Annotated in this window: 27 protein-coding genes; 12 read left to right on the forward strand and 15 right to left on the reverse strand. The window is 74.8% G+C overall.

Annotated features, from left to right (window positions below; all coding sequences use genetic code 11):
* The first annotated feature begins 1,204 nt into the window (after positions 1-1,204).
* A complete protein-coding gene (locus tag V6U88_RS27465) occupies positions 1,205-2,833 on the forward strand; it encodes an alkaline phosphatase D family protein (RefSeq protein ID WP_334457355.1) in 1,629 nt (542 codons plus the stop codon).
* A 74-nt stretch (positions 2,834-2,907) separates the two neighbouring features.
* Here V6U88_RS27465 and V6U88_RS27470 read toward each other — a convergent pair whose 3' ends face one another.
* From V6U88_RS27470 to V6U88_RS27480, 3 genes are all read right to left on the reverse strand, one after another.
* Positions 2,908-3,600 (reverse strand): hypothetical protein, encoded by a 693-nt coding sequence (locus V6U88_RS27470; RefSeq protein ID WP_334457356.1) that lies wholly within the window; start codon positions 3,598-3,600, stop codon positions 2,908-2,910.
* Between the two features lie 415 nt (positions 3,601-4,015).
* A complete protein-coding gene (locus V6U88_RS27475) occupies positions 4,016-5,125 on the reverse strand; it encodes a DUF3626 domain-containing protein (RefSeq protein WP_334457357.1) in 1,110 nt (369 codons plus the stop codon).
* Positions 5,126-5,210: 85 nt separating this feature from the next.
* Entirely contained in the window at positions 5,211-5,675 is a 465-nt protein-coding gene (locus tag V6U88_RS27480; protein WP_334457358.1) for a VOC family protein, read from the reverse strand.
* Positions 5,676-5,888: 213 nt separating this feature from the next.
* Here V6U88_RS27480 and V6U88_RS27485 point away from each other — a divergent pair, with 213 nt between their 5' ends.
* The 3 genes from V6U88_RS27485 to tsaA are packed head-to-tail and all read left to right on the forward strand — an operon-like array spanning position 5,889 to position 8,100.
* On the forward strand, positions 5,889-6,740 hold the full coding sequence (locus tag V6U88_RS27485; RefSeq protein WP_334457359.1) for an MEDS domain-containing protein: 852 nt from the start codon (positions 5,889-5,891) through the stop codon (positions 6,738-6,740).
* On the forward strand, positions 6,737-7,690 hold the full coding sequence (locus tag V6U88_RS27490; protein ID WP_334457361.1) for a sensor histidine kinase: 954 nt from the start codon (positions 6,737-6,739) through the stop codon (positions 7,688-7,690). Before V6U88_RS27485 ends, V6U88_RS27490 begins: the two co-directional genes overlap by 4 nt.
* Positions 7,687-8,100, forward strand: a complete 414-nt coding sequence (tsaA, locus tag V6U88_RS27495; protein WP_334457362.1) for a tRNA (N6-threonylcarbamoyladenosine(37)-N6)-methyltransferase TrmO — start codon at positions 7,687-7,689, stop codon at positions 8,098-8,100. The genes V6U88_RS27490 and tsaA overlap by 4 nt, the downstream gene beginning before the upstream one ends.
* A 21-nt stretch (positions 8,101-8,121) precedes the next feature.
* On the opposite strand, the gene V6U88_RS27500 is transcribed toward tsaA, so the two are convergent.
* Together V6U88_RS27500 and V6U88_RS27505 are read right to left on the reverse strand one after the other, a co-directional pair.
* A complete protein-coding gene (locus tag V6U88_RS27500; protein ID WP_334457363.1) occupies positions 8,122-8,751 on the reverse strand; it encodes an MBL fold metallo-hydrolase in 630 nt (209 codons plus the stop codon).
* Entirely contained in the window at positions 8,748-9,836 is a 1,089-nt protein-coding gene (locus tag V6U88_RS27505; RefSeq protein ID WP_334457364.1) for an S-(hydroxymethyl)mycothiol dehydrogenase, read from the reverse strand. The genes V6U88_RS27500 and V6U88_RS27505 overlap by 4 nt, the downstream gene beginning before the upstream one ends.
* A gap of 142 nt (positions 9,837-9,978) precedes the next feature.
* Between V6U88_RS27505 and V6U88_RS27510 the strand changes: the two genes are divergently transcribed.
* Positions 9,979-10,398 carry a hypothetical protein gene (locus V6U88_RS27510; protein ID WP_334457365.1) on the forward strand — a complete coding sequence of 140 codons (420 nt, stop codon included), beginning with the start codon at positions 9,979-9,981 and terminating at the stop codon, positions 10,396-10,398.
* A 13-nt stretch (positions 10,399-10,411) separates the two neighbouring features.
* Here the strand turns inward: V6U88_RS27510 and V6U88_RS27515 are convergent, their stop codons facing one another.
* The 3 genes from V6U88_RS27515 to V6U88_RS27525 form a co-directional block, all read right to left on the reverse strand.
* Positions 10,412-11,707, reverse strand: a complete 1,296-nt coding sequence (locus V6U88_RS27515) for an MFS transporter (RefSeq protein WP_334457367.1) — start codon at positions 11,705-11,707, stop codon at positions 10,412-10,414.
* Positions 11,704-12,366: a GntR family transcriptional regulator gene (locus tag V6U88_RS27520; RefSeq protein ID WP_334457369.1), complete on the reverse strand. Its 663-nt coding sequence runs from the start codon at positions 12,364-12,366 to the stop codon at positions 11,704-11,706. Before V6U88_RS27520 ends, V6U88_RS27515 begins: the two co-directional genes overlap by 4 nt.
* Positions 12,367-12,454: 88 nt before the next feature.
* A complete protein-coding gene (locus V6U88_RS27525; RefSeq protein WP_334457371.1) occupies positions 12,455-13,588 on the reverse strand; it encodes a CapA family protein in 1,134 nt (377 codons plus the stop codon).
* Positions 13,589-13,668: 80 nt separating this feature from the next.
* Here V6U88_RS27525 and V6U88_RS27530 point away from each other — a divergent pair, with 80 nt between their 5' ends.
* Positions 13,669-14,583 (forward strand): glycosyltransferase family 2 protein, encoded by a 915-nt coding sequence (locus V6U88_RS27530; protein WP_334457372.1) that lies wholly within the window; start codon positions 13,669-13,671, stop codon positions 14,581-14,583.
* Between the two features lie 29 nt (positions 14,584-14,612).
* Here the strand turns inward: V6U88_RS27530 and V6U88_RS27535 are convergent, their stop codons facing one another.
* Genes V6U88_RS27535 through V6U88_RS27545 form a run of 3 tightly spaced genes read right to left on the reverse strand, consistent with a single transcriptional unit; the run spans position 14,613 to position 17,958 of the window.
* Positions 14,613-15,521 (reverse strand): alpha/beta fold hydrolase, encoded by a 909-nt coding sequence (locus V6U88_RS27535; protein WP_334457373.1) that lies wholly within the window; start codon positions 15,519-15,521, stop codon positions 14,613-14,615.
* A complete protein-coding gene (locus V6U88_RS27540) occupies positions 15,518-16,420 on the reverse strand; it encodes an SDR family NAD(P)-dependent oxidoreductase (RefSeq protein ID WP_334457374.1) in 903 nt (300 codons plus the stop codon). The genes V6U88_RS27535 and V6U88_RS27540 overlap by 4 nt, the downstream gene beginning before the upstream one ends.
* A gap of 38 nt (positions 16,421-16,458) precedes the next feature.
* The gene (locus V6U88_RS27545) at positions 16,459-17,958 is read right to left on the reverse strand and encodes a flavin-containing monooxygenase (RefSeq protein WP_334457376.1); all 1,500 of its coding nucleotides are present in this window, start codon (positions 17,956-17,958) and stop codon (positions 16,459-16,461) included.
* Between the two features lie 112 nt (positions 17,959-18,070).
* Between V6U88_RS27545 and V6U88_RS27550 the strand changes: the two genes are divergently transcribed.
* Entirely contained in the window at positions 18,071-18,733 is a 663-nt protein-coding gene (locus tag V6U88_RS27550) for a TetR/AcrR family transcriptional regulator (protein ID WP_334457377.1), read from the forward strand.
* 242 nt (positions 18,734-18,975) lie between these two features.
* Here V6U88_RS27550 and V6U88_RS27555 read toward each other — a convergent pair whose 3' ends face one another.
* Positions 18,976-19,530, reverse strand: coding sequence for a hypothetical protein (locus V6U88_RS27555; RefSeq protein ID WP_334457379.1), 555 nt, complete (start codon positions 19,528-19,530; stop codon positions 18,976-18,978).
* Between V6U88_RS27555 and V6U88_RS27560 the strand changes: the two genes are divergently transcribed.
* Genes V6U88_RS27560 through V6U88_RS27570 form a run of 3 tightly spaced genes read left to right on the forward strand, consistent with a single transcriptional unit; the run spans position 19,520 to position 20,533 of the window.
* Positions 19,520-19,798, forward strand: coding sequence for a LysE family translocator (locus V6U88_RS27560; protein WP_334457381.1), 279 nt, complete (start codon positions 19,520-19,522; stop codon positions 19,796-19,798). The genes V6U88_RS27555 and V6U88_RS27560 overlap by 11 nt on opposite strands.
* Positions 19,799-19,805: 7 nt before the next feature.
* A complete protein-coding gene (locus V6U88_RS27565; protein ID WP_334457383.1) occupies positions 19,806-20,159 on the forward strand; it encodes a hypothetical protein in 354 nt (117 codons plus the stop codon).
* The gene (locus V6U88_RS27570; protein ID WP_334457385.1) at positions 20,147-20,533 is read left to right on the forward strand and encodes a phenylalanine--tRNA ligase beta subunit-related protein; all 387 of its coding nucleotides are present in this window, start codon (positions 20,147-20,149) and stop codon (positions 20,531-20,533) included. Before V6U88_RS27565 ends, V6U88_RS27570 begins: the two co-directional genes overlap by 13 nt.
* Here the strand turns inward: V6U88_RS27570 and V6U88_RS27575 are convergent.
* Both V6U88_RS27575 and V6U88_RS27580 read right to left on the reverse strand, forming a co-directional pair.
* On the reverse strand, positions 20,506-21,111 hold the full coding sequence (locus V6U88_RS27575; RefSeq protein WP_334457387.1) for an MBL fold metallo-hydrolase: 606 nt from the start codon (positions 21,109-21,111) through the stop codon (positions 20,506-20,508). The two genes, V6U88_RS27570 and V6U88_RS27575, sit on opposite strands and share 28 nt — an antisense overlap.
* A 66-nt stretch (positions 21,112-21,177) precedes the next feature.
* On the reverse strand, positions 21,178-21,507 hold the full coding sequence (locus tag V6U88_RS27580) for a hypothetical protein (RefSeq protein WP_334457389.1): 330 nt from the start codon (positions 21,505-21,507) through the stop codon (positions 21,178-21,180).
* Between the two features lie 71 nt (positions 21,508-21,578).
* On the opposite strand from V6U88_RS27580, the gene V6U88_RS27585 reads away from it, so the two are divergent.
* On the forward strand, positions 21,579-21,992 hold the full coding sequence (locus tag V6U88_RS27585; RefSeq protein WP_334457390.1) for an archease: 414 nt from the start codon (positions 21,579-21,581) through the stop codon (positions 21,990-21,992).
* A 4-nt stretch (positions 21,993-21,996) separates the two neighbouring features.
* Here V6U88_RS27585 and V6U88_RS27590 read toward each other — a convergent pair whose 3' ends face one another.
* Complete coding sequence (locus V6U88_RS27590; RefSeq protein ID WP_334457393.1) at positions 21,997-23,415, reverse strand: RtcB family protein; 1,419 nt, start codon at positions 23,413-23,415, stop codon at positions 21,997-21,999.
* Positions 23,416-23,491: 76 nt separating this feature from the next.
* On the opposite strand from V6U88_RS27590, the gene V6U88_RS27595 reads away from it, so the two are divergent.
* Entirely contained in the window at positions 23,492-24,301 is an 810-nt protein-coding gene (locus V6U88_RS27595; protein ID WP_334457394.1) for an SDR family oxidoreductase, read from the forward strand.
* Positions 24,302-24,373 lie beyond the last annotated feature (72 nt).

Genomic DNA, 24,373 nt, shown 5'->3' on the forward strand with positions numbered 1-24,373 from the left:
CCGGGCCGGCGAAGACGCCACCGGCGAAAGCCAGACCAGCAATACCGAGAACGCTCTTACGCATCGTGTTCATGGAGGAAGCTCCTTCAGGGGGTTGACGCCACCGAGTCGACCGGGGGATCGACAACGTGCCGGCGGCGTAAGCACCACGATCAGGCGCTCGAAAGTTCACAAGGGGTCTTTGTCCGGCAGGTCATCGCGAGCGGGGGGCTCGCGGCGCCGGGACCATGTGTAACGACCTTCGGCCCGCCATCATTCCGGGGGCTTGGCATCCCGGGCCGGCGACGTCATCGGGCCAGGCCAGCGGGGTAGCTGCTGCGATCGTCCAGGTGATGTAACGACCCGCCGTCTGCCATCATTCCGGGGCCCGCCATCCCGGGTCGGCCACGTCGAGGGGCCAGGCCAGCGGGGGTGCTGCTGCGATCGTCCAGTGGATGTAACGACACTCGCCCGGCCGCCATTCCACCCGGGGTCAGGCGGCGGTGCGGACATCAGGCACCTGCGGCACCAAACCGGATGGCCGACGCCGCCAGTGGCGGCATGCCGAACAGCCGATCCCCCAAAAAAAGCGACATACCGGGCGGGTGGGGTCAGCCCGCCCCGCCCTCACAATCCGGTTTGTGGAGGCCCGGGGGCGGGCAGTAGGTCCGGCACCACGCCACGATCCGGACATACCGGTCGGCCCCGATCGCCCCTCCGGTCTGGTGCGAAAGTCGCCCAGAGGGACCGGGACCGAGCCACCGGACATCGCGTCGAGGCGGACGTACTCCCCGCCTGGACGGACACCCGACGCTGTGCCGGGACGATCCCTCCCGCCGCGCCGGATGTCGCGGTGACCTGTCGGAGAGGCCGCGACCACCCCGCAAGTCGCGTCGATGCCGCGCGCGACCCGAACGAAGACCGACGCACTCGCGCCGAGCGTCCGCGTCTCCGCCGCCCGGCACCGACCCTGGCGCACCACATCTCGCCAGGGATGGAGACCAACACGGGCGTACCTCGGAAAGGACGTCGGCAGGCAGGTGGCCGAGACCGGCCGCGACGGGGTGTGGCGGCGCGTCGGGCGGCGGTCGAGGCGACCGGTGCGAGCCAGGTCCGTCAGTCCAGATCGGACACAATTCCGAAACGTAACCACAAGAGAAGGAGTGGAGAACAGTCACCGTGCGGGGCAGCGGTGAGGCGGGGGGTAACGGTAGACACATAGACCATGACGAACACCCTCGACCGTCGTACCCTCCTGCGCATGGCCGGCGCATCCGCCGGCACGGCCGTCCTCGCCGGCACCACCCTCGCCGGTTCCGGTACCGCCCACGCCGCCGCCGGCGCCTTTCTGCACGGCGTCGCCTCGGGCGACCCACTGCCGGACGGCATCCTGCTCTGGACCCGGCTCACCCCGACCCCCGACGCGACACCCGGCTCCGGCGTGGGCCCGGACGTGGAGGTGAGCTGGCAGGTGGCCACAGACCCGGACTTCGGCACGGTGACCGCGCAGGGCGCGCTGGTCACCGGCCCCGCCCGGGACCACACGGTGAAGGTGGCGGTCACCGGGCTCGCGCCGGCGACGACCTACTGGTACCGGTTCGGGTACGGCGGCGGCTGGTCGCCCACGGGCCGGACCATGACCGCCCCGCCCGCCGACGCCGCGATCGACCGGCTGCGGATGGGCGTGGTGTCCTGCGCGAACTGGGAGGCCGGCTACTTCGCGGCGTACCGGCGGCTCGCCGACCGGGGCGACCTGAACCTGGTGGTGCACCTCGGCGACTACCTGTACGAGTACGGCACCGGCCAGTTCGACGCGGCGGGCACGGTGGTCCGCAAGGTCGAGCCGACCCACGAGGTGCTCACCCTGGCCGACTACCGGATCCGGCACGGGCTCTACAAGTCCGACCCCGACCTGATCGCGCTGCACGCCGCGCTGCCCTGGGTGATCACCTGGGACGACCACGAGGTGGCCAACGACGCCTGGTCCGGCGGGGCGGAGAACCACACCCCGGCCACGGAGGGCGCCTGGGCTGACCGGGTGGCCGCGGCGCGGCGGGCGTACCAGGAGTGGATGCCGGTGCGCATGGGCGAGGACGGGGCGATCTACCGCCGCTTCCGGTACGGGCAGCTCGCCGAGCTGTCCATGCTGGACCTGCGGTCGTACCGATCGCGGCAGGCCTCGGGCACCGCGGTGGACGACCCGGGCCGCACCATCACCGGCGAGGCCCAGCTGGCCTGGCTCAAGGCCGGCCTGGCGGCGTCGACGGCGCGCTGGAAGCTGGTCGGCAACCCGGTCATGATGGCCCGGGTGGACGTCGGTGCGCTGCCGGCGTGGCTGCTCGGGCCGCTGGGCACGCTGCTCGGCATCCCGCAGAACGGCGCGGTGCTCAACGCCGACCAGTGGGACGGCTACAACGCCGACCGCAACGAGCTCGTCGACCACCTGCGGGCCACCGGGACCCGCGACGTCGTCTTCCTCACCGGCGACATCCACACCTCCTGGGCGAACGAGGTGACCACGAAGTCCACCGGGTTGACCAACCCGGCCGCGGCGGAGTTCGTGGTGCCGTCGGTGACCAGCGACAACCTCAACGACTTTCTGAAGCTGCCGGCCGGCAACCCGCTGAGCTCGCTCGGCGCCGGGCTGATCCGCTCGACGAATCCGCACGTCAGGTGGACCGAGCTGGACGGGCACGGGTACGGGGTGCTGGAGGTGACGCCGCAACGCTGCCGGATGGACTGGTACCACCTGACCGACCGGACCCGGGCCGGCAGCGCGAGCCGGTGGGTCGCCGGGTTCTCGGTGGGCGCCGGGTCGGCGAAGCTGCGCCGGGAGACCGCGCCGGAACTCTGACCTCGGGTACGACAGACCGCGACCGGCCGGCCCCCGTGAGGGGAACCGGCCGGTCGTGGTGTCGTTTCAGGAGGTCACCAGAGCTGCTGGACGATGTCCGCCGCCTGCTCCTCCCACTGCGCGTACGCGTACGGGAAGGCGGAGATCTGCACGGTCTGCGCCGCGGTGGTCAGCGGCAGCTCCTCCCAGCCGTGCACGTTCTTCAGCGCCTCGAAGAACGCCCGCGAGGAGTACTCCGGGTCGGTGATCTGCTCGGGCGTGCCCCAACCCGACGACGGGCGCTGCTGGAACAGCCCCTGCGAGTCGTGGTCGTTGTACACGCCGAGGTGCCCCAGGTTGTAGAGCTTCGACTCCTGCAGCGAGGTGGCGATGCCGATCACCGCGCCGCGCTCGCCGACCCCGGTCTTCTTGGCCGTCTCGATGATCGCCCTGGCGTTGTCGAGCTGTTCGTCGTCCAGCGGGATGCGGGACTGCGCACCCTCCACGCCGTGCGGGATGAGCTTGTCCTTGCTCGGCTTGCCCGCCGGCACCTTCGTGGTGGCGCTGCCGGTGGTCAGCCCCGACTCGACCGTGGCGCCCTGCCGGCTCTTGCCGGTGGCCAGGTCGATGGCGGCCAGGGCTCCGGCGTGCGGTCCGCTGGTGACGGGGGCGGCCACAGCGGCGGGTCCGAACGCCAGGGCGCCCAGGCAGGCGACGCCGGCGATGCCCAGTGCGGTGTTGCGGTTCTTCGCGATGGCGGGGAGCCATCGAGTGAAGTCGGACTTCACGATGGTTGCCCTTTCGTCGTGTCGACGCGCTCCGAGTGAGCGCCCCTCGGGGGACTACCAGGCCCGCCGCGGTTTGCCTGCAGGCGGTACGGGGAACACAACCAGCTTGACTTGTCGGTCATTCCGGAAATGCCGGGGGCCGCGGGGGCTGCGGCGCGGGTCACTCGGAAGATCGGATGGCCGGTCCCCAACGCGGAGACGCAGCGCGAAAAGCGACAGGCCGGGTGGCCCGCGCGAAGGCGCGCTGGCGGGACTTCAGGCGCGGGCGCCCCGAACGGGACGGGCGGCGCGGGCGGCGCAAACCGGACATGTGCGCCGCCCGGAACCCGGCGTCTGGCGCAAACACCACGGACATGACGCCGGGCGCAGGCACCGCGCGAATTCGACGCCGGGCGTGGGCGCTGGGAACCGGACGTCAGACGCGCGGTGTGCCGAACCAGACGAGGACGTGCCAGAGCTGCTTGAGGTGCTGGAGGGTGTCGGCGATCGGCCCCCGGTCGGCCCAGCGCTGCGGCTCGCGGACCACCGAGGCCGCCGCCCGGCCGATCAGCGCGGCGTCGACCGGCGCCCCCGGCGTGCCGAACTCGGCGTGCACCCGGGCGGCCAGCGGGGGGATGGCCGGTCCCCGGAAGTCCGGGTCGACATCCTCGACCGGCAGCACGAAACCGGGGTGGAAGAGCAGTTCCACCCCGCACCGGTGGGCGATCCCGGCCAGGACGCGCCCGCTGTCCGTGTCCCGGAACGAGGGGTCGACGACGATGGCCTCGACATCCCGGGCCAGGTCGACGCCGCCGTGGACCTGCGCCTCGACGTAGTCGTCCAGGGCGCGGCCGAAGGCCCCGGGCGCCCACGCCTGCCGCTCCCGACGACGCAGCAGCGTCGTGACCAGGCGCGCGGTGTCCATGCCCGCGACGCCCAGACCGACCCCGGTGCCGGCGGTCGCCTCCAGCAGGGCGGCCAGCACCGGCTCGGTCACGTCGACCGTGCCGAAGTCCTTCGGTCCCAGGTGGCTGTCGCCGAAGCAGAGCGTCGCCCGGCCCAGCACCTCGGGGCGCAGCCGCAGGTGGCAGGAGCCGAAGCGGGGACAGGCGCCGTCGGCGTGGTCGAGCAGGTTCAACCCGCCGTAGACCGGTCGCTCGTCGGGGCGTACCCCCGGGGCCTGGTACGCCCCGCCGAACATCGCCTCCTCCCAGCGGTCCCGGTCCCCACCCGGGTACGCGGTGAGCCCGCCGTTGGAGATACCGGTGACGAACTGGCTGCGGTAGACCCCCTCCTCGGCCAGCGCCTCGGCCACGGTGCGACCGTCGGCGAGCAGCCGGTCGGGGTGGAAGTTGACGGTCAGTCCTCCCCCGCCGGCGATCGCGGCGATCAACTGCTCGGGGCGGTGGCGGGCGCCGGAACCGGCGAGGTGCCGGGCGATGGTGGCCAGTGCCGCCGGCCGGTCCCGCAGCGCGACCGCGCGGACGTGGCGCAACGCGGCGGACGGCGCCGGGGTGAGGACGACGGGACGAAGGGCGGCCGGCATGGGCAGCAGTATCGGCGGCGACCTGCGCACCCGTCGACCGGTTTCGACCCGCCGTCCGGGTCGCCCGGACCTGCGGCTGGGCCGCTCAGCTCTCGCGGTCGGTGCCGAAGCCGTCGAGGGTGGCGCGGTCGGCGAGGTCGCGCAGCTCCTGGAAGACGGTGAGCTGCAGCCCGGCCGGCGCGTCGAGCCGCGCGTTGAGCGAGTGCCAGGGCGTGACGGTGGGCGGGGCGATCTCGGTGGCGCCGGCGGCGACCAGCCGGTCCGTGACCTCGGAGGCGTCGTCCACCTCGAACGCCACCCGGATCCGCGGCGCCACCTGCCGGCCCACCTCGACCTCGTCGATCATCCGCTTCTGGGCCGGATTGGCGATCTCCAGCGTGGCCCGGCCGGCGTCGAGGATCACCACCCGGGCGTCCCCGTCGCCGGAGAACGCGGCCTGTTCCGGCAGGCCCAGGGCGTCGCGGAAGAAGGCGACGGCGGCCTCGTAGTCCTCGGCCTCCACCACGAGACGCAGCTGTCGTACGGTCGGCGGTCGGTCGTCGGTGCTCACCCGGTCGATCCTAGATCCGACCGCCGACGTCCCGGCTGGTTGCCCTCCTGCCGTCGCTCCATCCCGGACGGTCCCGGTCGGCCGGATTCGTTCGTCCGGTGTCAGCAGCGGTTCCGCGCGCCGGGCACCGGCGCGACAAGGCGTCCGCCGACCTTGGGCGGCGTCGGTGGGCCGTCTAGAGTGAGGGCGCGCGCCGACCGGAAGGCGATGAGGGTGACTGCAAGCGCGGTGGTCGACCAGCTCCACCTGGGTGACCACGTCTGCTGGGTGGACGACGACGACAGCGGCGGCGGCCTGCACGCCGCCGGTCGCTTCGTCGCCGGCGGTCTCCGCCTCGGTCACAAGGTCGTCTGGTTCACCGACGCCGTCCCGCCGGCCGCCGTCCGGGCCCACCTCGACGGCTCGGGCGTACCCACGCAGGCCGCGGTGGCCGACGGCCAGCTGCGGATCGTGCCGGCGGTGGAGAGCTACGCCGCCGGGGGCCGGTTCACCCCGGACGAGATGATCGGCAACCTGACCACCGAGATCCTGCGCGCCCGCCGGGAGGAGCGGCCGGGGGTACGCGTCGTCGGGGACATGGGCTGGGCGGTGCGCCAGGGCGCCTCCGTGGCCGACCTCGTCCGGTACGAGGCCGAGGTCAACCGGCTCTTCCTCGACGGTGAGGCCGCGGCGATGTGCCTGTACGACCGGCGGCTCTTCCCCACCGACTACCTGCTGCCGGCCACGGCCGCCCATCCGGCCACCGTCGGGCCGAACGCCGGCCGGGCGTGGGCACCGATGCTGCGGGCGTACCGGACGCGGAACCCGCACGGGCTGCGCCTGGTGGGTGAGGTGGACCGGAGCAACCGGGGGGCGTTCACCGCCATGCTCGACCACGTCGCCGGTCCGGGCACCAACCAACGCGCCGCGGTGCTGGACGTCTCGGAGCTGCGCTTCGCCGACGCCGGCGCCGCGAGCGCACTGGCCCGCGCCCGCCGCAACGCCCCGTCGGGCCTGCGCCTGGTCGGCTGCCGTCCGGCGTTGCGCCGACTGCTCGACCTCGTCGACCCGGCGTCCCCGGCGTGACGGTCGGGCAGGAGGCCGGGCCGCCACCGGGCGGCCTGGTCCACGAGGGAGCGTTCTACCGGGACGCGGCGGAGCTGCTGGCGGTCACGGTGCCCTTCGTCCATGAGGGTCTGGCGCACGGGGAGCCGGTGCTGGTGGCCGCCCCGCAGGACCGGTTGGCGCTGATCCGGGCCGCCGTCGACGCCGACGACGACCGGGTCCGGTACGCCGACATGACCGTGCAGGGGCGCAACCCGGGCCGGATCATCCCGTGGGTGTTGCAGGCCTTTCTCGACCGGCATCCCGACCGGCGCGTCCGGATCGTCGGCGAGCCGGTGTGGGCGGAGCGTACCGAGCTGGAACAGCCGGCGTGCGCGCAGCACGAAGCGTTGATCAATGCCGCGTTCGCCGAGCGGGACGTCGCCATTTTCTGCCCGTACGACGCGTCCCGGCTGACCCCCGGGGTGCTCGCGGACGCCCGCCGCACCCACCCGGTGCTGGTGGACTCGGCCGGCCGGCACCCGAGCCCCACCTTCGCGCCGGAGCAGGTCGTCGCCGGGCACAACAAGCCGCTGCCGGTCCCGGCCGACCCCGTCGCCGTGCTGCGCTACGACCTCGACACGCTGGCCGACGTGCGCCGCTTCGTCACCGCGCACGCGGAGGCCGCCGACCTGCACCCGGACCGGGTGGCCGACCTGCAGATCGCGGTCACCGAACTGGCCGCCAACAGCATCGTGCACGCCGGTGGCGACGGCGTGCTCCAGGTGTGGCGCACCGGTGAACACCTGGTGTGCGAGATCCACGACGACGGCTGGCTCGCCGATCCGCTCGCCGGTCGGCTGGCGCCCCGGCACGACGGCATCGGCGGGCGGGGCCTGGTCATCGTGCAGGCGCTCTGCGACCTGGTGCTGGTGCACAGCACCTCGGCGGGCACCACGGTACGGCTGCACCTGCGGCTGGCGGGCGCGTGAGCGGGGCGTACGAGCTGCGGCCGGTCGGGCGGGTGGAGTCCCCGCTGACCGACCCGGAGCTGGCGCCGAAGCAGGGGGACGAGGGCGCGCCGGAGTCGTGGCTGGTCTTCTCCCCCGCCGTCGGCGCGGGCCTGCGCGAACTGCGGCCGGGCACCGAGGTGCTGGTGCTGACCTGGCTGGACCGGGCCCGGCGGGACGTCCTCACCGTGCATCCGCGCGGCGACCGGAGCCGGCCGGAGACCGGGGTGTTCAGCACCCGCTCCCCGCACCGGCCCAACCCGATCGGGCTGCACCGGGTGCGGGTGCTGGCGGTCGACGGCCTGCGGGTGCGCGTCGCCGACCTGGAGGCCCTGGACGGTACGCCGGTGCTGGACGTCAAGCCGGTGCTGGAACCGCGCGGGGAACGCTGAGCCGAGCCCGCGCGGCGCCGGTCAGTGCCCGCGGGCCAGCCAGTCCGGCAGGTGCGGGGCCTCCGCGCCGATGGTGGTGTCGTCGCCGTGCCCGGTGTGCACCACGGTCTCCGGCGGCAGGGTGAGCAACCGGTCCCGGATCGACGCCACGATGGTGCCGAAGTCGCTGTACGAGCGGCCGGTGGCGCCGGGGCCACCGGCGAAGAGGGTGTCGCCGGTGAAGACCGCGCCGAGGTCGGCGGCGTGGAAGCTGCACGCGCCGGGGCTGTGGCCGGGGGTGTGCAGGACCCGCAGGGTGGTGCCGGCGACCTCGATCCGCCGGCCGTCGGCGAGCGCCCCGTCGGGCGGCAGGTCGGGGTGAACCATGTCCCAGAGCACCCGGTCGGCGGGGTGCAGCAGCACCGGCGCCCCGGTGGCCTTCGCCAGCTCGGGGGCGACCCGGACGTGGTCGTCGTGGGCGTGGGTGGCCAGGACGGCGACGACCCGGCGGTCGCCGACCGCGCGCCGGATGGCGTCGACGTCGTGCGGGGCGTCGATCACCACGCACTCGGTGTCGTCCCCGACCACCCAGACGTTGTTGTCGACGTCGAAGGTCTGGCCGTCGAGGGAGAACGTGCCGGAGGTGACGGCGTGGTCGACGCGGGCGGTCACGGGAACACCACCACCGAGCGGAGCACGTCGCCGTGGTGCATCCGGGCGAACGCCTCCTCCACCTGGTCCAGGGCGATCTCCTCGGTGACGAAGGCGTCCAGGTCGAGGCGGCCCTGCAGGTAGAGCTCGGTGAGCAGCGGGAAGTCCCGGCTGGGCAGGCAGTCGCCGTACCAGCTGGACTTCAGGGCGCCGCCGCGGCCGAAGACGTCCAGCAGGGGCAGCTCGACGGTCATCTCCGGGGTGGGCACCCCGACCAGCACCACCGTGCCGGCCAGGTCGCGGGCGTAGAACGCCTGCTTCCACGTCTCCGGGCGGCCGACCGCGTCGATCACCACGTCGGCGCCGAACCCGCCGGTGGCGGCGCGGATCGCCTCGACCGGGTCCTGCGCCGAGGCGTCCACGGTGTGGGTGGCACCGAACTTGCGGGCCCAGTCGAGCTTGCGGGCGTCGGTGTCCACCGCGATGATCGTGGTCGCGCCGGCGAGGGCCGCACCGGCCACCGCGGCGTCGCCGACCCCGCCGCAGCCGATCACGGCGACCGAGTCGCCCCGGGTGACCTGGCCGGTGTTCATCGCCGCGCCGAGCCCGGCCATCACCCCGCAGCCGAGCAGCCCCACCGCGGCGGGCCGGGCGGCGGGGTCGACCTTGGTGCACTGCCCGGCGTGGACCAGCGTCTTCTCCGCGAAGGCGCCGATGCCCAGCGCCGGGGCGAGTTCGGTGCCGTCGGTGAGGGTCATCCTCCGGGCGGCGTTGTGGGTGTTGAAGCAGTACCAGGGCCGCCCGCGCCGGCAGGCCCGGCACACGCCGCAGACCGCCCGCCAGTTGAGCACCACGAAGTCGCCCGGCGCGACGCCGGTGACCCCCTCCCCCACCTGTTCGACCACGCCGGCCGCCTCGTGGCCGAGCAGGAACGGGTACTCGTCGTTGATGCCACCCTCTCGGTAGTGCAGGTCGGTGTGGCAGACCCCGCAGGAGCGCACCTTCACCACCGCCTCGCCGGGCCCCGGGTCGGGTACCACGATGGTGGTGACCTCGACCGGCGCGCCCTTGCGTCGCGACACGACTCCCCGGACTTCCTGGCTCACGGTGTCCTCCCGGCTGCGCCCACGATCATGCCTGTCGCGAACCTACCGCCGCGCGGGGTCGCGGACACAGCCCCGTTCGGCGGGTTATCCCGGCCGGTGCGGGGTAGGCGGGGGCACGGTTCTCCGCGGGACGGGAGTGGACATGAAGCTCACGCATGCGCCGTTGCGGCTCGTCATCGGCGCGTTCTTCCTCAATTCGGGGCTCGGCAAGCGGACGCTGGAGGGTGAGGCCGCCGAACAGCTGCACGGCATGGCCGCCGGGGCGATCCCCCAGTTCCGCCAGATCGACTCGGCCCGCTTCGCCCGGCTGCTGTCCGCCAGCGAGATCGCGCTGGGCGCCGCCCTGGTCATCCCGTTCGTGCCGTCCCTGCTGGGCGGGCTGGGGCTGACCGCGTTCGGGGCCGGGCTGGCGCAGCTCTACGTGCGTACGCCCGGCCTGCGCGAGCCGGGCAGCCTCAAGCCCACCCAGGCCGGCATCGGCCTCGCCAAGGACTCGTGGCTGGTCGGCGCCGGTCTCACCCTCGTGCTGGACTCGCTGACCCACCGCAGGTTGGTCCGCTGACCGGCGGGGGCGGTCAGCGGCCCGCCACGGTCGGAACGGGTACGGCCTCGGCGGCGTGCCGGCGGCGGGCGGCGTTGCGGTAGCGCAGCACCTGGACGGCGCCGAGCGCCCAGAGCAGGTACTGCACGGCGAAGGCCCAGCGGTAGGCGTCCAGCGTCGGGGTGGCCGCCCCGGCCGGGGTCAGCAGGTCCAGGACGGCGCCGACCGCGAGGACCAGCAGGATCGAGGCGACGAACCCGCCGACGTTCACGATGCCGGTGGCGCTGCCGATCCGGTGCACCGGGTTGAAGGTGCGCGCGTAGTCGAAGCCGATCACCGAGCCGGGGCCGTTCACGGCGAGCACCAGCACCAGGGCGACCAGCAGCCAGTGCGGGGCGCGGCCGGGCCAGGCCAGCACCACAGCCCAGACCGCGGCAGTCCCGGCGGTGATGGCGAAGACCACGACCGAGCGGCGGAACGGGTGCCGGGCGCAGAGGTGCGCAATCACCGGGCCGCTGAGCAGGGTGGCCACGGTCATCACGGTGAGCAGGGCAGCGGCGGCGGTCGGCGTCAGGCCCTGCCCCTGCACCAGGAACGGGTAGCCCCAGAGCAGGGCGAAGACCGCGCCGGAGAACTGGGTGACGAAGTGGGTCCACAGGCCCAGCCGGGTGCCCGGCTGGGCCCAGGCGGCGGCGAGTTCCCGGCGTACGGTGGCCAGGTCGGGGGCGAGCGCGCCGGCGTGCTCGCGGTGCGGGGTGTCCCGGACGGCGGCGGCCACCATCAGCAGCACCGTCGCGCCGAGCGCGGCGGCGGTGAGGAAGGCCGGCGTCCAGCCGGCGTGGTGCAGCAGCGCGACCAGCGGCACGGCGCCCAGGATCGCGCCGAGCTGGCCGAGGGTGCCGGTGAGCTGCACCATCAGCGGGTTGCGCCGGCCGGGGAACCAGAACGCGACGATCCGCAGCACGCTGATGAAGGTCATCGCGTCGCCCAGGCCGACCAGCACCCGGGCCGCCACGGCCAGGCGTACGTCGGTGGCGACGGCGAAGCAGAGCTGCCCGACGACCATCAGCGCGCCGCCGGCGAGCAGCAGCCGGCGGGAGCCGTACCGGTCGAGCAGCACCCCGACCGGCACCTGCATGGCCGCGTACACGGCCAGCTGCGCCACGGTGAAGGTGGCCAGCGCGGAGGCGTTGATGTCGAACCGGTGCGCGGCGTCGACCCCGGTCACGCCCAGCGAACTGCGGTGGAACACGGCCGCCACGTACGCGCCGAGCGCGACCGCCCAGACCAGCCCGGCGGACCGACGCCCACTGGTCGGGGCGACACTCACCGCAGGGTCCGGAAGACGCTCGCGGCGCTGTCGATGTGCCCGCCGACGGCGTCGAGCCAGGCCTGCGGGTCGTCGCCGTCGAGGGCGGCGAGCTGGCCGGCGTGTTCGGTCAGGGCCACCCGGGCCCAACCGGGCGAGAGCCGGAAGCTGGCCTCGCCCATCCGGAGCTGGCGGTCGCGCAGCCGGTGGTACAGCTCGGCGAGGATCTCGTTGCCGGCCGCCTCGACCACGCTGGCGTGGAAGGCCCGGTCGGCCTCCATCAGCGTCCGCAGGTCACCCGCGGCGTGGGCCGCCCGCATCCGGTCGAGCCAGTCGGCCAGCACCGGCCGGAGGGTGTGCCGCTGCGGCCAGACCCGCTCGGCGGCGTGCAGCTCGACCAGCCGTCGGGCCTCGACGACGTCGGTGATCTCGCGGGCGGAGACCGGCCGGACCAGCGCGCCCCGCTTGGGGTAGAGCGCCACGAGGCCCTCCGCTTCGAGCCGGAGCAGCGCCTCGCGGACCGGGGTGCGGGAGACCCCGGCCGCCTCGGCGATCTCGCCCTCGCTGATCAGCGACCCGCCCGGGTGGACCTGCTCCAGGATGGCCCGCTTGAGGTGGCGGTAGGCCCGTTCCGCGGCCGACGGCGCGGTGGCGCGCACCGGCGAGCTGGGATGCGTCATGTATCTATGATGCGTACCGGCCGGTGAGCGGGCCCCGCGGGCGGCCCAAGGGTGGGGCCCGCCACAGCGGGGCAGCCGGCCGCGGGCGTCAGGCGGTCCGGGCCGGGTCGAGCGCGATCAGGCCGTCGTCGCCGAGGCGGAACCGGGTCCGGTACGGCGCGCCGAGGCGGTCGAGGAGGTCGGCGAGCCAGCGGGCCTCGGCCGGCGCCGCCGGCTCCAGCCGCATCCGGCGGATCCGTACCGGCACCAGGCGCAGCCGGGCCAGCCCGTCCGCGCCGAACGTGGGCAGGTGCAGCAACCGCAGCTCGGGGCGGAACGACTCCTGCCCGCCGATGCCCTCGTAGTCGTCCAGCAGGTCGCCGCAGCCGTACAGGATCAGCCCGCCCCGGTACGCCTCGATCGGCCGGGGATGGTGCGAGGAGTGGCCGTGCACCAGGTGCACCCCGGCCGCCACCAGCCGGCGGGCGAAGTCGACCTGCTCCGCCGGCACCTGGTAGCCCCAGTTCGATCCCCAGTGCACCGAGACCACCACCAGGTCGCCCGGCCCGGCCTCACCGGCCACCCGCTCGGCGAGCGCGTCGGCGGTGGCCTCGCTGATCTCCGGCAGGTACGCCACCCCGGGCCGCCCGTCGGTGGCCGCCCAGGACGGCGGGACCCCGGCGGACGGCGTGCCCACCGACCAGAGCAGCAGCCGGCGGCCGGTACCCAGGTCGACCCGGGCCGGCCGCCAGGCCTCCGCCGCGTCCCGGCCCGCCCCCGCCGGCGTGATGCCGACCCGGCGCAGCCCGTCGAGGGTGTCGGCGAGCCCGCGCGGCCCGAAGTCGAGCACGTGGTTGTTGGCCAGGGCGCAGACGTCCAGCCGGGCGGCGGTGAGGCAGGACAGGTTCTCCGGGTGCATCCGGTAGTGGATCTCCTTGCCGACGGCGAACTCGCCCCGATCGGTCACCGAGGTCTCCAGGTTGACGATCCGCACGTCGGGTCGCAGGTCGTTCAGCAGCCGCACCGCCTCCCCCCACGGCCAGTCCGCAGGGACCGGGCGCGGGATCGGCCCGGACGCAGACTCGGCCAGGTCCACGTACCGGCGCGCGTCGAGCATCAACGGTTCCCGCAGCTCCGACGGTCCCGGCCGGGCCAGAATCTGGTCCATGCCGCGACCGGTCATCACGTCGCCGCCGAGAAACAGGGTCACCTCGTCGCCACGCATGACCCGGCTTTCCCGCACCGTCGGCGTCGTACCCCGGCGTTGGTGGGAATTGCACGGCTGACCGCGTGAGTCACCCGGATCGGGGTACCAGGGCGGCCATGACGACGGACGTGACGGTGGTGGTGGCCACCCGGGACCGGCGCGCACAGCTGCTCGACGTGCTGCGCCGGCACACCGGAGAAGTGATCGTGGTGGACAACGGCTCCGACGACGGCACGCCGCAGGCCGTCGCGGCGGCGTTCCCCGAGGTACGGGTGGTGCCGCTCGCCGCCAACCTGGGCGCAGGCGCCGCCCGCAACGCCGGGGTGGCGCTGGCCCGTACCCCGTTCGTGGCCTTCGCCGACGACGACTCCTACTGGGCGCCGGGATCGCTGGAGCGGGCGGCGGAGATCCTGCGGGCGCACCCGCGTACCGGGCTGCTGACCGCACAGGTGCGGGTCGGCGCGGAGGCCCGGCTCGACCCGGTCTCCGCCGAGATGGCGCGGGCGCCGCTGGGCACCCCGGCGGGCGCGCCGGGACCGGCGGTGCTGGGCTTCCTGGCCTGCGCGGCGGTGCTGCGCCGCGCCGCGTTCACCCAGGTCGGCGGGTTCGCCGGCCGGTTGGGCACCTACGGCGAGGAGGCGCTGCTGGCGATGGACCTGGCCGCCGCCGGCTGGCACCTGGCGTACGTCCCCGAGCTGGTGGTGCACCACCTGCCGCTGCCGGCCGGGCGGGACCGCCGGGCCCGGCACCGGCAGGAGGCGCGCAACCGGGTGCTGACCGCGGCGCTGCGCCGGCCGCCCCGGGTGGTCGCCGGGGTGGTCCGCCAGACCTGGCGGGACCCGGACCGCCGACCCGGCCTGCTCGACGCGGCGCGACAGCTCGGCTGGGTGGCGCGGCAGCGCCGACGGTTGCCGACCGCCGTCGAGGCGGACCTCGCGGTGCTGGAGGGCACCGCCCCGCCGCGCGTACCCGCCCAGCGCGCACCGGTCAAACGGCCGGCACCGGCACCGGCCGGCACGGAGGCCCGGTAGCCTCCGGCCGGACCGGCGTCGGACGCGGGTCAGCCGGCCTCAATCACCGCCGGCCGCTGCACGACGACCCCGTCGGCGAGGTCACCGGCCTCGGCGGCGGCCCAGAAGTCGACCAGCAGCCGGTGGAACTCCTCGGCCCGCTCGATCTGCGGCATGTGCCCGCAGTCGGTGAACAGGTGGGTACGGGCCCGGGGCAGCCGGGCCCGCGCGGCGTCGAGGTGCCCGGCGGGCAGGATGAGGTCCCGGTCGCCCCAGACGATCAGGGTCGGCACGTCGAGCCGGGCCACCTCCGCCAGCAGCTCCTCCCGCCACTGCGGACGGACGCCCCGGAAGGTGCCCAGGCTGCGACACGTCTCCAGCATCACCCGGGCCGCGTACGGCTGGCGGGCCACCTCCAGCGCGTACGCGATCCGCTCCTCGGTGGCGAACGCCGGGTCGTGGAAGAGGGAACGCTCGACGCGCCGGGCCATGGACCGGTTGGGGCGCAGCAGCAGCCGGCCGAACGGGCGCAGCGCGAGCACCCGCAGGACGACGGCGACCTCCTGGCCGAACCCGGCGCTGTTGACCAGCGCGAGGCTGGCCACCCGGGCCGGCTCGGCCGCGGCGAAGCGCATCGCGACGGCCCCGCCGAGGGAGTTGCCGACCAGGTGCGCGGGCTCATCGACGCCGACCGCGTCGAGGTAGTGCCCGACGAAGCGGCCCAGCGCCGGCAGGGTGCACGGCTCGGCCATCGGCAGCGACCCGCCGTACCCGGGCAGGTCGACGCTGTGCACCCGGAAGCCGCGGGCGAGCAGCTCGTGCTGCTCGGTGAAGTCGCGCAGGGTACGCCCGATGCCGTGCAGCAGCACCACCGGCGGCCCGTCGCCGTCGACCCGGTGGCGGACCCGCCGCCCGTTCACCGTGACGTGCCGGGGACGCGGGTCGGTCGCGGCGCTCATGCCCGCTCCCCCGTGGACAGCTCCGGCGTGCCGGCGGCGGGCGTCCGGCCGGCCTGGCGCGCCGGGTCGGCGGCGCCCCGGTTGAGCCCGGCCACCAGCACCCGGTGGTACGACGCGGGGGCGACCCGGGCCAGCAGGTCGGGCAGCTTCGCCGACCAGCCGATCAGCACCCGGCCGCGCCGCCGCTCGACGCCGCGCAGGATCACCTCGGCGGCCTTGGTCGGCGGGATGGAGAGCAGCTTCTCGAACTGCCGCAGCCCGGTCTCGTACTCCTCGGGGGCGACGCCGCTGCCGATGCGCGCGTTGCGGGCGATGCGGGTGGCGATGCCGCCGGGGTGCACCGAGGTCACCCCGACGCCGTCGTCGAGCAGCTCGTGGCGCAGCGCCTCGGTGAAGCCGCGCACCGCGAACTTGCTGGCCGAGTAGGCGGCCTGGCCGGCGGGGGCGATGAGTCCGAAGAGGCTGGAGATGTTGACCAGGTGCGCGCCGGGCTCGGCCTTCAGCGTCGGCAGCAACGCGTGGGTCAGCCGCACCACCGCCCGGAAGTTGATGTCGATCACCCAGTTGAACTCGTCGAGGGTGACCTGGTCGAACCGTCCACCGAGGGCCACCCCGGCGTTGTTGACCAGCAGCCGGATCCGGGGGTGCCGGGCCCGGATCTCCGCGGCGACCCGGTCGGTGGCGGCCGGGTCGGCCAGGTCGACCAGGTGCGTGTCGACCTGGCGGTCGGGGTGCGCGGCGCGGATCGCCGCGGCCACGGCGTCGAGCCGGTCGGCGTCCCGGTCGAGCAGCACCAGGTCGGTGCCGCGCCGGGCCAGCCCGTGGGCGAGCGCCTCACCGATCCCGCTGGCGGCGCCGGTGACCACGGCGGTCCCGGCGGGGAAGACGAACCTTCGCACGGCGTTCTCCTTCTGCGGTGCGGGGGGTGGAGCCCGGGTCAGGCGACCGGGGCCTCGGCGGTGCGGCTGCCGGCGGCGGCCGGCGTGGCCCGGGAGAACCGGACCCCCTCGTCGACGAGCCGGCCGCGCTTCATCAGCAGCACGTCGCGGGCGTAGTTCTGGTACAGCCGCCAGGGGGCGCGGGCGCCCTGCTTGGGCAGCGCGTCGACGCTGCGCAGCACGTACCCGGACTTGAGGTCGATCAGCGGCACCAGCTCGCCGGAGCGCGGCGCGACCGGGGTGACGATCTGCTGGCCGGTGGCGTCGAGGTGACGCAGCAGCCGGCAGACATAGGTGGCGACCAGATCGGCCTTGAGGGTCCAGGAGGCGTTGGTGTAGCCGATGGTCATCGCGAAGTTCGGCACCCCGGAGAGCATCATCCCCTTGTACGCCACGGCCTGCGCCAGGTCGACCTCGGCGCCGTCCACGGCGAGCGTCATCCCGCCGAAGGCGAGCAGGTTGAGCCCGGTGGCGGTGACGACGACATCGGCCGGTAGCTCCTCGCCGGAGCCCAGCCGCACACCCCGCTCGGTGAAGGTGTCGACGGTGTCGGTGACCACGGATGCCCGGCCGGCCTTCACCGCGTCGAACAGGTCACCGTCGGGCACCACGCAGAGCCGCTGATCCCACGGGTCGTAGCGGGGCGAGAAGTGCCGGTCGACGTCGTAGCCGACCGGCAGCCGTCCCCGGGCCGCCCGCAGCAGCAACGACCGGACCAGCTTCGGGGCGCGCCGGCTGAGCTGGAAGTTGGCCGTGCCGAGCAGCACATTCTTCCACCGCACCACCGGGTACGCGGCCTTCGCCGGCAGCCAGCGCCGCAGCGCGTCGGCGATCACGTCGCGCGACGGCAGCGAGATGACGTACGTGGGCGATCGCTGGAGCATGGTGACGTGGGCGGCGCGTTCGGCCATCGCCGGGACCAGGGTGACCGCCGTGGCGCCGCTGCCGATCACCACCACCCGCTTGCCGGTGTGGTCGAGGTCCTCGGGCCAGTGCTGCGGGTGCACCAGCCGGCCGGTGAACCGCTCGACCCCGGGGAACTCGGGGGTGTAGCCGGCGTCGTAGCGGTAGTAGCCGGAGCAGGTGAAGAGGAACGCGCAGGTGAGCACGACATCCTCGCCGGTGTCGTCGCGGTGCGCGTGGACGGTCCAGCGGGCGCTCGCGCTGTCCCACTCGGCGCGGATCGCCCGGTGGTGGAAGCGGATGTGCTCCTCGACGCCGTACTCGCGGGCGGTCTCGCGCACGTAGCGGCGGATGGAGTCGCCGTCGGCGATCGCCTTCGGGTCGGTCCACGGCTTGAAGGAGTAGCCGAGGGTGAACATGTCCGAGTCGGAGCGGACGCCCGGGTAGCGGAAGAGGTCCCAGGTGCCGCCGATCGCGCCGCGCGCCTCGAGCACCGCGTACGTCTTGTCCGGACAGTTGCGCCGCAGGTGGCAGGCGGCGCCGACGCCGGACAGGCCGGCTCCGACGATGAGCACGTCGACGTGGTCGGAAGCCATGGCATCTCCCTGGCTGAGGCGGTGGACGGACCCTATCCACCACCGTCGACACCCGTCAACACTCTGTCGAGTCCAATCGACACCCTGTCGAGCGCGTGTAACATCGGCGTTCATGACGACCGCCCGTACCCCCACCGGCGCCGCGCCCGGGCGCGGACGGCGGGCCGGACGGTCCGCGGGCGACGACCGCGAGCTGGCCATCCTGGCCACCGCCGAGCGGCTGCTGGAGCAGCGCGCCTTCGGCGAGATCTCCATCGACGACCTGGCCCGGGGCGCCGGCATCTCGCGGCCGACGTTCTACTTCTACTTCCCCTCCAAGGACGCGGTGCTGCTCACCCTGCTGGACCGGGTCACCGAGGAGGCCGACACCGCCGCCGGCGATGTGCTGGTCCACCTGGCGGAGGACCCGCGGGCCCGGTGGCGCGAGCTGATCAGCCGGTTCCACGCCACCTTCGGCGGTCACCGGGCCGTGGTGCTGGCCTGCGCCGAGGTCCGCGGCACCAACGCCGAGGTACGCCGGCTCTGGGCCCGGGTGCTGGAACGCTGGGTGCAGGCGGTCGAGGCCGCCATCGAGGCGGAACGCCGCCGGGGCGCCGCGCCGCCCGGCGTGCCCGCCCGGGACCTGGCGATCGCGCTGAACTCGATGAACGAGCGGGTCTGGTACGCGACCTTCGCCGGCGACGGACCGGCCGTCGCCGAACGCGACGTGGTGGACGTGCTGCTCGACGTCTGGCTCACCGGCATCTACCGCACGACGAGCCCCGCCGCCGCCTGACCCCGCGCCATTTTGCGGCGTGTCGGGGTGTCCCGGCCGGCCGTCACCCCGACACGCCGCAAACCAGCGCGCTCCACCCGGGCGGGCGTCGCCCACGCCGGTCCGGGCCAGCGGCGCTGCTTGCGGGGTCGCCGGGTGCCCCGCGCTGTCTGCGGCGTGTCGGGCTGTCCCCGCCCGCCGTTACCCCGACACGCCGCAAACCAGCGCGCCACCGGTCGGGGCGGTGCTCACGCCGGTCGGGCTCAGCGGCGCCGCTTGCGGGATCGCCGGGCGGCCGGGCGGGCCGGGCGGGGGCGGGGCACCCCGGCCGGGGCGGGCCTCGCGGTCACCGACGGCGCGGCGTCGGCGAGGCCCGCTGAAGAGGCGGCGTCGGCGGGCACCGCCCCGCGCCGGTCCTCGGTGATGTGTCGCCACCAGCCGCGCCACCCGTCGGCGGCGCTCCCCTCGGTCAGCGAGCGGCCGATCCTCGCGGCGATGGCGGCCCCGCAGCCGACGCCGCCCATGCCGAGCAGCACGTCGCCATTGGCGATGTTGGCCAGCCCGGCCCCCGCGACGGCCAGTCCGGCGCCGACCAGCGCGACCCGGCCCAGCACGTCGCGGCGGGCGATGACGGCGATCCCGGAGACCGCCAGCATGACCGCCAGGACGATGAGCGCCACCCCGACGAGGACGTCGTCGATGGCGATGTGGGCGACGCCCCACCCGATGAGGCCCGGCGCGCCGGCGACGAGCGTCAACCCGACCAGCACCTCGCGGCGGGCGAGGAAGGCCAGCAGGGCGGCGGCGGTGCTGGTCAACCTGCTCAATCCCAAGCCGACCCTGTTCTTCGTGGCGTTCCTGCCGCAGTTCGTGCCGGCCGGCGGGCCCGGGGCGTCCGCCCGGATGCTCGCCCACGGCGCCGTGTTCATGCTGATCACCTTCGTGGTGTTCGCGCTGTACGGCAGCTTCGCCGGCACGGTCCGCGACCGGGTGCTGGCCCGGCCCCGGCTGACCGACTGGCTGCGGCGCGCCTTCGCCGGGTCGTTCGTCGCGCTCGGCGTCTCCCTGCTGTTCGCCGAGAGGTAGGAGTTTCATGCGCTTCCACCACGTCGCCGCCGTCCGGGCGGCCCATCCGACGCTGGTCGCCGGCGTGCTGACCGCCGACGGCATCACCGCGGGCGTCGGAGCGGACGACCGGGTCGCGGACTTCACCGGCCGGGCGCGGCAGCGGTTGGCCGGCGGCGCCGAGAGCGGCTTTCCCGAGATCCGGGCGTGGCGGCGCGCCTTCGCCGCGATGGGGTTGCCGCCGACCCGCTACCGGTGCGCCGCCGAGTCGCTGCTGCGCCGGTTCCGCCGGGACGGGGAGCTGCCCGGCTGCACCCGCTGGTCGACCTCTGCAACGCGCTCTCGCTGGCGTACGCGATCCCGGTCGCGGTGCTGGACGTGACGCGGATCGACGGCGACCTGACCGTCCGGCCCGCGACCGGCGCGGAGGAGTACGTGACCCTCGCCGGCGACGTCGAGCACCCGGGGCCCAGTGAGGTGATCTTCGCCGACCGGGCGGGGCGAGCGCACTCCCGGCGTTGGACCCACCGGCAGAGCGGCTGGTCGGCGGTGCGCGACGCGACCGGCAGCGTCCTGGTGGTGGCCGAGGCGCTGCACGACTCGGCCGGCCGGGACGTGCCGGCGCTGCTGGCGGACCTCACTGCGGAGCTGGCGGACCGGTGGGGGGTCGAGGCGCGCACGGCGGTGCTGACCGCCGAGGCGCCCGTCTTCGACGGTCGGCGGCCGGGTCAGGCCGTCTCGCCGGGGGCCAGGTAGCGGTAGCCCTCCCCCACCGTCTCGGCGAACCAGCCGTTGACGCTGGCCAGCCCGCGGTCGTTGACCTGGGCGTCGTGGATCGGGTGCGTCGCCGCCGCGCCGACCGCGCGGGCGAAGTCGATCGCCTCGGTCAGCTTCAGCCAAGACGCGTGGGCCGGCACCAGCAGCGTCCGTACCGGCTGCCCGGGCAGGTGCAGCGAGTCGCCCGGGTGGTAGACCTCGTCGTCCACGACGTACCCGAGGTTGGCGCAGTTGGGCTGGCCGTCGTGGATGGTGGCGTGCCGGCCGCCCGTGGCGGTGACCGCGAAGCCGGCCGCGGTGAACCGCTGCCCGGCCCGCACCCGGGTCACCGGCAGCGCGGAGAGGGCCGGCAGGTCGGCGCCGTCGGGGGCGAAGACCGGCACGCCGAGGCCGGCCAGCCGCAGCACGTCGATGTGGTCGGCGTGCTCGTGGGTGACCAGGACGGCGTCGGCGCCGGCGAGGGCGGCCGGTTCGCTCCAGGTGCCCGGGTCGACGACCAGCACCCGGCCGTCGCGTTCCAGCCGGACGCAGGCGTGGGTGTACTTGGTGATCCGCATCGGACGGAGGCTACCGGCGCTGCGCCCGCGGCGCTGCCCGCCCGGGCCGTCGTCCGGCGGCGGGGCTCAGCCGTGGAGGTCGCTGTCGTCGTCCATGATCTGCTGGAACTCGGCCGGGGTGAGCTCGCCCTCGCGCAGCCGCCGGGCGTTCGCGGCGAACTTCCCGATCGCGGCGCCCCGGTCGGAGCGCGGCGTCGCCGGGGACTCGTCGGGCTCGCCGTGCAGGCGACGCAGCGCGTCGGCCAGCCGGGCGTCGGCGGCCCGGCCGGTGCCCCAGTCGCGGGCCAGCTCGACGGTGTGGCCGAGGGTGCCCTCACCGGGGCGTTCGGCGGCGAGAACGGCCCGCATCATGCGGTGGAACGTGACGGCCAGGGCGTCCGCGTCATCAGCGATCATTGGGTGCACCGTAGCGTCCCGATGCGACAGTTCCGGCCGCCGGCGACCGGTGGCGGCGGCATGATCGGGGCATGGACCGAGGGCACCGCGCCGTCCCGCACACCGCCGACGTGCGGATCGAGGCGTGGGCGCCGGACCGGGAGGGCTGCCTGGCCGAGGCGGTCGCCGCGCTGGTGGCGACCTTCGTCGACACCACCGGTGCCCGGGCCGACGGCGAGACGACGGTCGAGCTGCCGGCCGCGCGGGACGAGGACCTGCTGGTGGGCGTCCTCGACGAGGTGATCTTCCGGTTGGAGACCGAGGGCACGGTGCCGCTGGCCACGCAGGTACTGCCGAGCGGCGACGGGGTGCGGATGCGCTGGCACACCGTCGGCACCGACGCGGTGGAGCTGGTCGGCGCGGTGCCGAAGGCGATCTCGCTGCACGAGCTGCGGTTCTCCGGCACGGACTCCGGCTGGCGCTGCGCGGTGACGGTGGACGTCTGACGGTTCAGCCCTTGACCACGCCGATCGGGACCAGCCGGGCCACCTTCCGGCACAGGCCGGCCCCCTCGGCCGCCGCCACCACGGCGGTGACGTCCTTGTATGCGGCCGGCATCTCCTCGGCCAGCCCGCGCCGGCTGGCGCCCCGCACCGCGATGTCCTGCGCCTCCAGCTCCAGGCGCGGGTCGTGCCCGCGCACCGCCTTGGTGGCCTGCTTGCGGCTCTGCACCCGGCCAGCGCCGTGGCAGGTTGACGCCCAAGCCGGCGAGCCGGCCACGCCGGTGAGCACGTACGAGCCGGTGCCCATCGAGCCGGGGATGAGGACCGGCTGCCCGGCCGGGCGCAGGTCGTCGGGCAGCTCGGGGTGTCCCGGCGGGAGGGCCCGGGTGGCGCCCTTACGGTGCACGCAGAGCGGCCGGGGCGTCCCGTCCACCTCGTGCGTCTCGATCTTGGCGAGGTTGTGCGAGATGTCGTAAACCAGGTCGAGGTCGCAGCCGGTGACCCGGGCGAAGACCTGCCGGGCGGCGTGGGCGAGCAGCTGCCGGTTGGCCCGGGCGTAGTTGGCCGCGGCGGCCATCGCCCCCAGGTAGGCCCGGCCCTCGTGGGACGAGACCGGCGCGCAGGCCAGCTGCCGGTCGGGCACGTGGATGCCGTACCCGGGCATCACCTTCTCCATCTCCCGGACGTAGTCCGTGCAGATCTGGTGGCCCAGCCCGCGCGAGCCGGAGTGGATCATGACGCAGACCTGGCCGGCGCGCAGCCCGAAGGCCCCCGCCACGGCCTCGTCGTAGACCTCCTCCACCGCCTGCACCTCGAGGAAGTGGTTGCCGGAGCCGAGGCTGCCCACCTGGCGGGCGCCGCGCTCCACCGCCCGCTCGCTCACCTGGGCCGGGTTCGCGTCGCCCACCGCGCCGTAGTCCTCGCAGCGGTCCAGGTCCCGCTGGACGCCGAAGCCGCGCTCGACGGCGTACCGGGAGCCGGCGCGGAGCACGGCGTCGAGCTCGGCCCGGTCGGTCAGGTGCCACACGGCGCCCTTGCCCATGCCGCGCGGGGTGGACTCGCTCAGGCCGTCCATCACGGCGTCCAGCCGCGGGCGCAGCGCGGCCCGGTCCAGGTCGGCGGCGAGCAGCCGCACCCCGCAGGAGATGTCGAAGCCGACCCCACCGGGCGAGACCACTCCCCCGTCCTCGACGGCGGTGGCGGCGACCCCGCCGATCGGGAAGCCGTAGCCCCAGTGCACGTCCGGCATGGCGTAGGAGGCGCCGACGATGCCGGGCAGAGTGGCCACGTTCGCCACCTGCTCCAGCGACTTGTCCGCCCCGGCGTCGGGGAGCAGCGCCCGGGACGCGAACACCACCCCGGGTACCCGCATCGGGTCGTGCCGGTCGATGCGGAACCGGTACGGCGCTTCCTCGACCAACTCCATGACCTGCGGGCTACCCGCCGCGCGGCGCGGCACACCTGCCGGGATTGGACCGACCTGGGCGGGGTAGTGCGCGAGTATGCCGCAACGCTACGAGAACTACCCCCAGATCGCCCTCGTCACCGGCGCGGACTCCGGCATCGGCAAGGCCTGCGCCGTCGCCCTCGCCGAGGCCGGCTTCGACATCGGCATCACCTGGCACCGCGACCGCGCGGGCGCGCAGCGCACCGCCCGAGAGGTCAGCGCCCTGGGCCGCCGCTGCGAGATCGCCGAACTGGACCTGACCCGGCTGCCGGAGGCCGCCGCCGTCGTCGACGAGCTGGCCGACCGGCTCGGCGGGCTCGGGGTGCTGGTGAACAACGCCGGCACCGGGGCGTCCGCCCCGTTCGTCGACACCGGCTGGGAGCAGTGGCGCGAGGTGCTGGCGGTCGACCTGGACGGCCCGTTCCTCTGCTCCCAGCGGGCGGCCCGGCGGATGCGGGCCGCCGGGCGGGGCGGCCGGATCGTCAACATCACCAGCGTGCACGAGCACGCCCCCCGGGTCGGCTCGGCCGCGTACTGTGCGGCCAAGGGTGGGCTGGGCCTGCTCACCCGGGTCATGGCGCAGGAGCTGGCCGCCGATGGGATCACCGTCAACGCGGTCGCCCCCGGCGAGATCAGCACGCCGATGACCGGGCAGGAGGACGTCGACCCGTTCACCGAGGACCGCCCGGGCGTGCCGGTGGGCCGGCCCGGCGACGCGCGGGAGGTCGCCGCCGTGGTGGCGCTGCTCGCCTCGCCCGCCGCCGCGTACGTGACCGGGGCGTCCTGGCCGGTGGACGGCGGCATGCTGCTGATGGGCCCGCAGGCCGGCTCGCACCTGCACTCGGACGACTGGCGTTCGGCCTGATCCGCTGCGGCGGCCCGGGCATAAGGGACGGCGACCACCGCCGGCAACACGGACGCAACTCATGGGTCGGGC

Origin of the sequence: Micromonospora sp. CPCC 205739, assembly GCF_036906795.1 — a bacterium.
Classification (GTDB): Bacteria; Actinomycetota; Actinomycetes; order Mycobacteriales; family Micromonosporaceae; genus Micromonospora.

What these genes read in the sequence shown, in the direction of transcription:
- V6U88_RS27590 (WP_334457393.1), bottom strand. Translation starts at nt 23,415, where the DNA reads ATGGAGTTGGTCGAGGAAGCGCCGTACCGGTTCCGCATCGACCGGCAC.
- V6U88_RS27580 (WP_334457389.1), bottom strand. Translation starts at nt 21,507, where the DNA reads ATGATCGCTGATGACGCGGACGCCCTGGCCGTCACGTTCCACCGCATG.
- V6U88_RS27595 (WP_334457394.1), top strand. Translation starts at nt 23,492, where the DNA reads ATGCCGCAACGCTACGAGAACTACCCCCAGATCGCCCTCGTCACCGGC.
- V6U88_RS27575 (WP_334457387.1), bottom strand. Translation starts at nt 21,111, where the DNA reads ATGCGGATCACCAAGTACACCCACGCCTGCGTCCGGCTGGAACGCGAC.
- V6U88_RS27475 (WP_334457357.1), bottom strand. Translation starts at nt 5,125, where the DNA reads ATGCCGGCCGCCCTTCGTCCCGTCGTCCTCACCCCGGCGCCGTCCGCC.
- V6U88_RS27510 (WP_334457365.1), top strand. Translation starts at nt 9,979, where the DNA reads ATGAAGCTCACGCATGCGCCGTTGCGGCTCGTCATCGGCGCGTTCTTC.
- V6U88_RS27530 (WP_334457372.1), top strand. Translation starts at nt 13,669, where the DNA reads ATGACGACGGACGTGACGGTGGTGGTGGCCACCCGGGACCGGCGCGCA.
- V6U88_RS27465 (WP_334457355.1), top strand. Translation starts at nt 1,205, where the DNA reads ATGACGAACACCCTCGACCGTCGTACCCTCCTGCGCATGGCCGGCGCA.
- V6U88_RS27520 (WP_334457369.1), bottom strand. Translation starts at nt 12,366, where the DNA reads ATGACGCATCCCAGCTCGCCGGTGCGCGCCACCGCGCCGTCGGCCGCG.
- V6U88_RS27585 (WP_334457390.1), top strand. Translation starts at nt 21,579, where the DNA reads ATGGACCGAGGGCACCGCGCCGTCCCGCACACCGCCGACGTGCGGATC.
- V6U88_RS27550 (WP_334457377.1), top strand. Translation starts at nt 18,071, where the DNA reads ATGACGACCGCCCGTACCCCCACCGGCGCCGCGCCCGGGCGCGGACGG.
- V6U88_RS27545 (WP_334457376.1), bottom strand. Translation starts at nt 17,958, where the DNA reads ATGGCTTCCGACCACGTCGACGTGCTCATCGTCGGAGCCGGCCTGTCC.
- V6U88_RS27535 (WP_334457373.1), bottom strand. Translation starts at nt 15,521, where the DNA reads ATGAGCGCCGCGACCGACCCGCGTCCCCGGCACGTCACGGTGAACGGG.
- V6U88_RS27565 (WP_334457383.1), top strand. Translation starts at nt 19,806, where the DNA reads ATGCGCTTCCACCACGTCGCCGCCGTCCGGGCGGCCCATCCGACGCTG.